The sequence below is a fragment of the Erwinia sp. 1181_3 genome, assembly GCF_052824965.1.
The window spans coordinates 818,947-829,342 of record NZ_VTDE01000002.1 but is presented as its reverse complement, the minus strand read 5'-3'; the positions used below and the strand labels follow the sequence as shown (position 1 = coordinate 829,342).

The window sequence follows — 10,396 nt, the reverse complement described above, 5'->3', positions numbered from 1 at the left end:
TCCGGGTATGTCCGGTCTGTTTGACTCGTACCGACGACAATCCTGTAGGGGGCAGGCATGCTTCGCCCCTACGAATGATGCAAAGCAAGATCGCTCTTCGTAGGGGCCGGGTATGTCCGGCCTGTTTGACTCGTATCGACGACAATCCTGTAGGGGTCAGGCATGCTTCGCCCCTACGAATGATGCAAAGCAAGATCGCTCTTCGTAGGGGCCGGGTATGTCCGGCCTGTTTGACTCGTACCGACGACAATCCTGTAGGGGTCAGGCATGCCTGACCCGCAAAGCAAAAGGGCGACTGTGAAGTCGCCCTTTTTTTTATGCCAGCGTTTTCAGCGCCGTAATCTGTTCCCGCCAGCGGGCCAGCGCCGCTACTTCATCGTTCAGACTGAACGTTAACCCACTGGTCACCGTGGCATAAGGTGCCCGATGGGCGATCACCTGCTTAACCTCAGCGCTGAATACCGCCAGTTTAAGATCGGTCAGCGTTTCCGGGCGTGGCTCTGCCAGTGCCTGAATCTCCACCACCGCATCATTGAGTACCAGTGCCAGCGTGATCCTGCCATCCCGCTTCAGATTGCGCGTGGTGGTGGAGTCTGGCCAGATGGCAAACAGCAGCTCATTCGGGGAGCAGGCAATGATTTCCCCCAGGCTCAGCTGTGCCGCATACGGCCAGCCATTTTCACCCACGCTGGACAGACGAATCGCCTGATACCGATGGCTTTCAGGTATTGAGCCGTCAAGCAGGGTCAGCAGAGCAGGCGGCAGTGTAGGGTTGTTCATCAGTCGTTCCTTCAGTTGATTAGGGTACGACCATTTTACCACGAACAATCACTTTACCCGGTTTGACTTCACTTTCGGTGGCCCGGCGGACCGCCAGATTGATCACCTGCCAGGCCATCTCATGCAAATCATGGGCAATACACGGGAAGTGGAAGCCGTAAATCGGTGCATGTGAGATCTCATCAATACTGAACAGCGAAACGTCCTGCATTGGGCTCAGCTGATGATCGATGCAGGATTTAATGATCCCCTGCGATATCTGGTTATTACAGCCGACGAAATAGTCCGGCGGGGCGTGGTGGTCAAGATATTCACTGGTGACTCTGGCGGCGACGTCCATCAAAAAATCGGCGTACAGGACCTCGAAGCTGGCGATTTTACCCTGCAAGGCCGCGCTCAGGCCGGTCACGCGCTCGCGTGCCACGTTGGAGTCCTGTGGCCCGGAAACCACCACCACATGCTGCGCCTGCTGTTCCAGCAGATAACGGCCCGCCTGCAGGCCGCAGTCAAGATTATCAATATAAACGCCGCTACAGGCGCTGGCATCCAGCTCTCTATCGACCAGAATCACCGGGATATTCAGCGCTTCCAGCCGGTGCAGATAAGCGGGATGGTAGTTGCAGTCTGACGAGATTACCGACAGGACGATGGCATCAACGTTATAGCCGATCAGCTTATCGATGATACGGTTCTCATGCTCCTGCGACTCCCGCGAATCAAAAATCAGCGTATCGTACCCCGCTTTTTCCGCTTCCAGCGTCATCAACCGGGTCAGCCCCCCGAAAAACGGGTTGTTCATATCCGGATTAACAATACCGATGGTTTTACTGTCACGCGCACGCAGATTACGCGCTGCGGTGTTCACCACGTAGCCCATCTCTGTGGCGGTGGCCAGCACCCGTTTCAGGGTGTCCGGATGCACTTTTTCCGGATGGGTAAAGGCGCGGGAAACGGTGATTTTGCTGACGTTTGCTTCTGCTGCCACGCTTGAGAGCGTGGCTTTAACTTTCCGGCCTGACGGCAAGGTGAACTCCTGGATATCAAATCATTTTGTACCATTGACGTATCATGACAGATCCCCAGACATGATGCGAATCAATCCGCTACAGGCTCAGCCGAGGCGGTTAACGCGCGGGTCAGTAAACACATCAAGGTCATCACGGCTTTCCGAAGAGAATTCCGACACCACTGCACCCTGCTTGCCGGCCTGGAACCAGTGGCGGGTGTTGGGGGCAATGGTGTACTGCTCGCCAGGCCGCAGCAAAATAAAGTGCTGTGCGGTATACCACTGTTCCGCCCCTTCCGGTGGCTGGCAGGTGCCGTTATTCAGGGTCAGGCTCTCATCATCAACAAATAACCACACCTCGCCCCATCGACAGCGGAACGTCTCCTGTTTACCCGGTGTGCCGTTAAACGGCGGGTGCAGATGCTCCGGGCAGGTCTGGTGTGGAAACAGTACCAGCTCCTTGGCGCAGTAGCGCGGGCTGTTGATATAGGTGAGCAGTTGCAGGCCGGAGAGAGGGTAGTCTGGCAGGCCAAAGGTGGCGATCTCGATCTGCTGCTCCTCAGCCCCGGTGAGCAATATCGACGCTTCCTGCAGGTAGTGAAGGGTCTGGCTGATGGCCTGTTGATGTGCGCTCATGATGATCCTCTAATGATTGTGTTGTTATCGATATCATTTTTTGTGTGAGTGTTTTTGATCTTTATCGCTTGTCTGATGCCATTATTGCCCCGTTTTTTCTCCCTGAGTTACAAAAATGCTAAAATTTTAACCGTGCTCACACATTTATCACGGCATTTCTTTTACTATCGGCGTCATATTGATGTTAACGGTATCATTTTATTATCAACAGGGAGTCATCCATGAAAGCATTGGTACTGCAGCAGGCAGGTAAAATTGCCATCGAGGATCGGGAGTTCAGCGAACATCTGGGCGATACCGATGTGCAGATCAAAATTCACTCTGTGGGTATCTGCGGCAGTGACGTTCACTATTATCAACACGGTCGCATCGGGCCGTTTGTGGTTAACGCTCCGATGGTGCTGGGCCATGAAGCCTCCGGTGTCGTGCTGGCGGTGGGGAGTGCTGTTCGCCATGTGCAGCCTGGCGATCGTGTGTGTATGGAGCCAGGTATTCCGGATATGCAGTCGGCACAGTCGCGCGCCGGGATCTACAACCTTGACCCGGCCGTGCGTTTCTGGGCAACACCGCCGGTTCACGGCTGCCTGCGTGAAACGGTGATCCACCCTGCGGCCTTTACCTTCAAACTGCCGGATAACGTCAGCTTTGCCGAAGGCGCCATGGTGGAACCGTTGGCGATCGGCATGCATGCGGCGACCAAAGCCGCGATCAAACCCGGCGATATTGCGCTGGTGATCGGTGCCGGGCCGATTGGCGTGGTCACTGCCCTGGCTGCTCTGGCGGGCGGTTGCTCGGATGTCATTATCTGTGACCTGTTCGACGAAAAACTGCAGGTGGCGGCCAACTATACCGGCCTGCATGCGGTGAACAGTAAAGGCGATGCTCTGGCACAAAAAGTGGCGCAGCTGACCAGTGGCAACGGCGTTGATGTGGTGTTTGAGTGCAGCGGGGCCAAACCGGCCATCGCCAGCATCAGCCAGCATATTGCACCGGGGGGAACTGCCGTGCTGGTCGGTATGCCGGTGGATGCCGCGCCGATGGATATTGTTGCCGCTCAGGCTAAAGAAGTGACCTTTAAGACCATTTTCCGCTACGCCAATATGTATCCGCGTACCCTGCGCCTGCTGAGTTCCGGCAAGCTGCGGGTGCAGCCGCTGATCACCCAGACCTATAAATTTGCCGACAGTGTGGCCGCCTTTGAACGCGCAGCCGCAGGCAACCCGACCGATATCAAAATCATGCTGGAAATGGAGTAAGTCATGGCGCTGTATGCGGGCATTGACTGTGGTACGCAAGGCACCAAGGTGGTGATTGTTGATGACCAGCACGGCACTATTCTCGGGAGCGGCAGTGCACCCCACGCGCTGATCAGCGACGCATCCGGCAGGCGTGAGCAGCAGGCTGAATGGTGGATTACGGCGCTGAAAGAGGCCTTTCACCAGGCGACGACAGCGGCGGGTGTTGACCCCGCGCAGATCGCTGCGCTGGCGGTTTCCGGGCAGCAGCATGGCTTTGTGGCGCTGGATGAGGCGGGAGAGGTGCTACATACGGTCAAGCTGTGGTGTGACACCAGCACTGCCGAAGAAAATGCCTGGCTGCTGGCGCAGTTAGGAGGAGAGGAGGGATCGCTGGCGCAGCTGGGGCTCACCCTGGCCACTGGCTATACCGCCTCGAAAATCTTATGGTTCCGTCAGCAGCACCCGGAACTGTGGCAGCGGCTGGCGACCATGCTGCTACCGCATGATTATCTGAATTTTTGGCTGACCGGTGAACGGCGCGCAGAGTATGGCGATGCCTCGGGTAGCGGATTGTTTGATATTCGCCAGCGCTGCTGGGATCGCCGCACCGTCGAGCTGATTGATAACAGCGGGCGTTTATGGCGTGCGCTGCCGCCACTGGTGTCGGCAGAACAACCTGTTGGCATCGTGTGCGAACGTGCTATTCAGGCGCTGGGGCTGCGTGCCGGTACACTGGTTGCCAGCGGCGGCGGCGACAATATGATGGCGGCCATCGGCACTGGCAATATCCAGCCGGGCATGCTGACCATGAGTCTCGGCACCTCCGGGACGTTGTTCTCCTGCGCTGACAGCCCGGTGGTGGCGGATTCGGCGATGATCGCCGGTTTTTGCTCCAGCAGTAATGGCTGGTTGCCGCTGATCTGCACCATGAATGTGACCTCGGCCAGTACCGCGGTACAGAACCTGCTGCAACAGGATGTGGTGGCGTTTAATCGTGCGCTGGAAGAAGCGGAACCCGGGGCAGGCGGCATGCTGATGCTGCCGTTCTTTAACGGCGAACGTGTGCCGGAGCTGCCCGGAGCCCGGGCCAGTCTGTACAACCTCGACAGTAATAATTTCACCCCGGCCAACCTCTGCCTGGCGGTGGTGGAAGGGGCGACTTACGGTCTGCGTTATGGACTGGATCTGTTTCGCCAGCAGGGCATTGAGGTCAGTGAAATCCGCCTGACCGGCGGCGGAGCCAACAGCCCGCGCTGGCGGCAGATTGTTGCCGATGTGATGAACTGCCCCGTGGTCTGCCCGCAGGAGAAAGAGAGCGCGGCGCTGGGCGCGGCGATCCAGGCTATCTGGTGCCACCGTCTGGCGTCGGGCAGCCCTCAGCCTGCCGCCGCACTGCTGGCCCGGCTGTGCCAGCAGTTTGTACAGTTGGATGAGAGCACCCGTGCCCGGCCAGACGCTGAACGGCAGCGCCGCTATGCTGACCTTTATCAGCGCTATCTGCATCGGTTGCAGAAAGAATATGAGGTGACGTTATGAGTCAGTTAGCAGATGAATCCCAGGCTGCCATGCTGCTGGAAGTCAGCGGGGTGAAAAAGAGCTTCGGGCCGGTGGTGGCGCTGAAAAATGCAGAGTTCTGTCTGCGTCGTGGTTCGATCCATGCGCTGTGTGGCGGTAACGGTGCCGGGAAGTCGACCTTTCTCAGCATCTTGATGGGCTTTATTCAGCCGGACAGCGGCGACATCTTTATCAATGGAAAGCGCTGTGAATTCTCCCACCCGAAAGAAGCGCTTGCCGCAGGGATCGCTATTGTGCAGCAGGAACTGAGCACCATTGCTGACCTGACGGTGGCGGAGAATATCTGGCTGGGTCGCGAGCCGCGTCGCTTTGGCTTTGTCGATTTTGGCCGGATGAACCGACAAACGGCGGAGCTGCTGGCTGACCTGCATTTTACCCTGTCGCCAACGGAAAAAATGCGCAACCTCAGCGTGGCTGAACAGCAGTTGGTCGAGATTGCTAAAGCCCTGTCACACGCCAACGCCGATATCATCATTATGGATGAACCGACCTCGGCCATCGGTGAAGAGGACGTGCAGAAGATCTTCCAGGCCATCACCCGGCTGGCGGAGAAAGGCAAAGGGATTATTTATGTTTCTCACCGCCTGGCAGAAATTTTCCAGATTGCTGACAGCTATACCATCTTCCGTGACGGCAGCTATATCCATGAAGGGCTGCTGGGCGATATCACTCGTGAACAGCTGATTGAGCACATTATTGGCGGCGAATTTGACAGTGAATTTGCCAAGTTCAACCAGCCAGGGGACGAAGTGATAATGCAGGTGAATAACCTGTGCTGGGGTAAGAAGGTACGCGATATCAGCCTGACGCTGAAGCGCGGTGAGATCCTCGGGATCTACGGGCTGGTGGGTTCCGGGCGCAGCGAATTTCTAGACCTCATTTTTGGTATCGAACATGCGCACAGCGGCACCATTCAACTGGGGGATAAGACCCTCGGGCGGCATTCGCCCAGAGAGGCTATCGACAGTGGGATTGCCTATGTCACTGAAGATCGAAAAGAAACCGGGTTGGTGCTGTGCCGTTCGGTGAATGAGAACATTAATATCGCCTCGTTTCCCGCCATCAGCCGCGCCGGGTTTATCAGTGACAGCAAAGAGCGGCAGCGTACCCGTGAGATGATTGCGCGTTTTAATGTGAAAACCCCCGATGGCGACCAGCTGGTGGGCAATCTCAGCGGGGGTAATCAGCAAAAAGTGGTGCTGGGGCGCTGGGCGCTGCTGGAACCTCAGGTGATGCTGCTGGATGAACCCACGCGCGGGATTGATGTGGGAGCCAAAAAAGAGATCTACCGTTTTATGTCGGAATTCGCGCTCAAGGATCGCGGCATTATTATGGTGTCTTCCGAACTGTCAGAAATTATTGGAATGAGCGACCGTATATTAGTCTTTAAAGATGGCGCGCTGGCCGGAGAACTGTCGGCTGAAAATGCCACCCAGGCTGAATTAATGAAGCTGGCGGTGTAATAATCTTTTTATAACGAGAGAGTAATTGTAATGAATTCGACATCTTCTCTGACTCCAGGGCTGTCTTTCTTTACGCGTAATAAACGCCGGATGCATAAATACGGCATTATTATCGCCTTTTTTGTGCTGTGCCTGATTGTCACCGTAATTGGTGAAGTGCAGGTCGCGAACGGTGCGTGGAGCAGTAATTATTTTCTCAGTCATGAAAATACGCTGATTGTATTACGCCAGGTGTCTATTAATGGCATTCTCGCCATCGGAATGACCTTTGTTATTATTACCGCCGGGGTGGATCTGTCGGTCGGCTCTGTTCTGGCGCTAAGCGGCATTGTCGCGGCGCGCTTTGCCACCACCAACAGTGGGCTGGCCATCGGTGATACGGCACATGCGGTCATCATGCCGTTAATCGTCGCGCTGGGGATCGGCATTGTCTGTGGCTTGCTGAACGGTACGATTCTGGCTCGCTACCGCCTGCAACCGTTTATTGTCACCATGGGAATGCTGTCGGCAGCGCGTGGCCTGGCACTGCTGACCACCGATGGTAATCCGGTATCACAGCTAAACCCTGACTTTCGCGCCCTGGGTAACGGGTATCTGCTGGGCATCCCGCTCCCGGTGATTATTTTTATCGTGTTGTTTGCACTGGCCTGGATACTGCTGAATAAAACGCTGTTTGGCCGCTATGTCTATGCCGTCGGGGGGAATCAAAAAAGTGCCCGCACCTCCGGGATCAGCGTGGTGAAAATCAAAGTGCTGGTCTACACCCTGTGTGCCGCGCTGGCGGGGATTGCTGGCCTTATCCTGACGGCACGCACCGGCTCGGCGCAGACCAATGCCGGGGCTGCCTATGAGCTGGATGCGATAGCGGCAGTGGTGATTGGTGGCACCAGTATGGCGGGCGGCGTGGGTACGCTGGTCGGCACGCTGTTCGGTATTTTAATTATTGGCGTCATGAATAATGGCCTGGATCTGCTGGGCGTTCAGTCTTATTACCAGCAGATTATTAAAGGGGCATTAATTGTGGTGGCAGTGTTGCTTGACCCGTCGCGTAAACAACAACGCGATTAATCATATTTTCCTGATGACATAAAAATATCACCCTACATAACCAGGAGTTTTCATGAATAAGTTGACTAAAATAGCGTTGCTGACGTCCGGTCTGTTAATGGGCAGCAGCGTGATTGCCCAGGCCGCACCGATTAAAATAGCGGTACTGATGTACGGTATGAAAGCTGAATTTGTACAGCTGATGGAAAAAGCAGGTAAAGAACACCCGGCAGTAAAAAGCGGCGAAGTACAGCTGACGGTGTATGACGGCCGTTACGATCCGCTGGTACAGAATAATCAGGCAGAAACCGCCATTCAGACCCATGTTGATGCCATCATCATCAACCCGATGGACTATGAAGCCAATATTGACGTGGTGACAATGGCCAACGAAGCCAAAATTCCGGTGGTGGTGACCAATGCGCGACTGAATACCGACAAAATGACCTCTGAGGTGGTATCCGATGACGTGCTGGGTGGCTATCTGGAAGCGAAGGCCGTGCTGAAAAAAATCAACTGCAAAGGCAACGTGGTGATTATTGAAGGGCCGAAGGGCGGCAGCGGCGAGATCCAGCGCGGTCAGGGTAACGATAAAGCCATTGCCGAATGTGGCGCCGGGAATGTGAAGGTGCTGGAGCGCAAAACCGCAAACTGGTCACGTGCTGAAGCGCTACCGCTGATGGAGAACTGGCTGCAGAAGCACCGGGGCCAGATTAACGGCGTGATCGCGCAGAATGATGAAATGGCGCTGGGTGCCATTGAAGCGATAAAAGGAGCCAATCTGAATGTGAAAGATTTTGCTATCGCCGGGGTAGACGGTGTGTCTGACGCTATCCGCGCGGTGCAGGCGGGTGAGATGGTGTCCATCTTGCAGGATGCCCACGCACAGATGCAGGGTTCGATTGATGTCGCGGTGCGTGCGGTGAAAGGGGAGAGTTACCAGCCGCAGTCCACTATCTGGAAACAGTACGCCGATAAGATGGCGTGGGATGATGGCAAAGCAAAACGCTACTCCGTACCCTGGACGGAAGTGACTTCGGATAATGCTACCCAGCTGCTGGATGCGCGTAAATAATACCGCTTCGGGTCACCGGCCTTGTGCCGCTGGCCCACTATCATTTCTGTATATCCCAATATGTTTTGCAACAAAATAATGAAATTTTTTTTATATTTTAGGTTTTTCCTAAGCGAATAAGTACACAACCCCTTTTATAGCTAAACCATCCATCAACCAGACTGATTTAATCTTTCCTCAGTTGGCTTCTCTTAATCTTCCCCTAAGTATTTTCATTTAAGCTCCATATATCCGGATGTTGCTATGCTTTTTTGCTCGCTTTTGACGCTGCATGGCAATGATTGGCGTTTTATTGTTCAAATGAGACGGGGGGGCATAACGACCAGTAGAATGAAAAATAGGCAGTGATTCGTTCAGGGGTGAGAGAGGGGAATCGCAGCCTCTGCTATCCTCACTCATCATTCGTGGTGTTAATTGTTTAATGGATGTAATCAATGACAGACTTTTTGCCTTTCTCACGTCCGGCAATGGGTGCGGAAGAACTGGCCGCCGTCGCCGAGGTGTTGCGTTCAGGATGGATCACCACCGGCCCCAAAAATCAGCAGCTTGAACAGGCATTTTGCCAGCTTACCGGGAATCGTCATGCGATTGCCGTTAGCTCGGCAACGGCCGGGATGCACGTCACGCTAATGGCACTGGGAATAGGGCCGGGTGATGAAGTGATCACCCCCTCGCTGACCTGGGTTTCAACGCTGAATATGATCGTTCTGCTGGGGGCGACTCCGGTGATGATCGACGTGGACCGCGATACGCTGATGGTGACACCGGCGTTGATTGAGGCGGCCATCACCCCACGGACCAAAGCCATTATTCCGGTACATTATGCCGGAGCACCGGTTGATATCGATGCCATTCGCACGCTGGCTGAACAGCGGGGGATTGCGGTTATCGAGGATGCGGCCCATGCAGCAGGTACTCACTATCGCGGGCAGCATGTGGGTCGCCGCGGTACGGCAATTTTCTCATTTCACGCGATTAAAAATATGAGCTGTGCCGAAGGCGGGCTGGTGGTTACCGATGATGATGCCCTGGCGGATCGCGTGCGCAGTCTGAAATTCCACGGGCTGGGTGTCGATGCCTTTGATCGTCAGACCCACGGTCGTGCGCCGCAGGCCGAAGTGATCATGCCCGGCTTCAAATATAACCTCGCCGATATCAATGCGGCGATTGCGCTGGTGCAGTTGGACAAGCTGACAGCCAACAACGCCCGACGTGAGCAAATTGCGTTGCGTTACCTCGAGGAGCTTTCCGATACCCCGTTCCTGCCTCTGACACAACCTGACTGGCCCCATCACCACGCCTGGCACCTGTTTATCCTGCGCGTTGACCCTGAGCTGTGCGGTATCAGCCGCGATGAACTCATGCAGGCGCTGAAGGAGCAGGGTATCGGCAGCGGGCTTCACTTCCGGGCGGCGCATACGCAGAAATATTATCGTGAACGCTTCCCTCACCTGTCCCTGCCGCAGACCGAATGGAACTCAGAGCGTATCTGCTCGATTCCCCTGTTTCCGGGAATGACTGACGACGATGGCCGCCGCGTGATTGTGGCACTGCGTAAGCTGGCAAAGAGATAAGA

General features: G+C 55.3%; 9 protein-coding genes. 6 read left to right on the top strand and 3 right to left on the bottom strand.

All coding sequences use genetic code 11. The features are described from left to right. Positions 1 to 315: 315 nt before the first annotated feature. From FY046_RS08300 to FY046_RS08290, 3 genes are all read right to left on the bottom strand, one after another. The gene (locus FY046_RS08300; RefSeq protein WP_167864119.1) at positions 316 to 780 is read right to left on the bottom strand and encodes a pyridoxamine 5-phosphate oxidase; all 465 of its coding nucleotides are present in this window, start codon (positions 778 to 780) and stop codon (positions 316 to 318) included. Positions 781 to 799: 19 nt separating this feature from the next. Then, a complete protein-coding gene (locus FY046_RS08295; RefSeq protein ID WP_242462147.1) occupies positions 800 to 1,804 on the bottom strand; it encodes a LacI family DNA-binding transcriptional regulator in 1,005 nt (334 codons plus the stop codon). An 87-nt stretch (positions 1,805 to 1,891) separates the two neighbouring features. Then, positions 1,892 to 2,422, bottom strand: a complete 531-nt coding sequence (locus FY046_RS08290) for a D-lyxose/D-mannose family sugar isomerase (protein WP_212813874.1) — start codon at positions 2,420 to 2,422, stop codon at positions 1,892 to 1,894. 221 nt (positions 2,423 to 2,643) lie between these two features. On the opposite strand from FY046_RS08290, the gene FY046_RS08285 reads away from it, so the two are divergent. From FY046_RS08285 to arnB, 6 genes are all read left to right on the top strand, one after another. Beyond that, the gene (locus tag FY046_RS08285) at positions 2,644 to 3,678 is read left to right on the top strand and encodes an NAD(P)-dependent alcohol dehydrogenase (RefSeq protein ID WP_133845655.1); all 1,035 of its coding nucleotides are present in this window, start codon (positions 2,644 to 2,646) and stop codon (positions 3,676 to 3,678) included. A gap of 3 nt (positions 3,679 to 3,681) precedes the next feature. Beyond that, on the top strand, positions 3,682 to 5,196 hold the full coding sequence (gene xylB / locus FY046_RS08280; RefSeq protein WP_446185942.1) for a xylulokinase: 1,515 nt from the start codon (positions 3,682 to 3,684) through the stop codon (positions 5,194 to 5,196). After that, positions 5,193 to 6,698 (top strand): sugar ABC transporter ATP-binding protein, encoded by a 1,506-nt coding sequence (locus FY046_RS08275; RefSeq protein ID WP_446185941.1) that lies wholly within the window; start codon positions 5,193 to 5,195, stop codon positions 6,696 to 6,698. The genes xylB and FY046_RS08275 overlap by 4 nt, the downstream gene beginning before the upstream one ends. A 90-nt stretch (positions 6,699 to 6,788) precedes the next feature. Then, positions 6,789 to 7,766: an ABC transporter permease gene (locus FY046_RS08270; RefSeq protein ID WP_374760155.1), complete on the top strand. Its 978-nt coding sequence runs from the start codon at positions 6,789 to 6,791 to the stop codon at positions 7,764 to 7,766. Between the two features lie 97 nt (positions 7,767 to 7,863). Beyond that, positions 7,864 to 8,820, top strand: a complete 957-nt coding sequence (locus tag FY046_RS08265) for a substrate-binding domain-containing protein (RefSeq protein WP_407647798.1) — start codon at positions 7,864 to 7,866, stop codon at positions 8,818 to 8,820. A gap of 434 nt (positions 8,821 to 9,254) precedes the next feature. Beyond that, positions 9,255 to 10,394, top strand: a complete 1,140-nt coding sequence (arnB, locus tag FY046_RS08260) for a UDP-4-amino-4-deoxy-L-arabinose aminotransferase (RefSeq protein WP_159337453.1) — start codon at positions 9,255 to 9,257, stop codon at positions 10,392 to 10,394. The last annotated feature ends 2 nt before the right edge of the window (positions 10,395 to 10,396 follow it).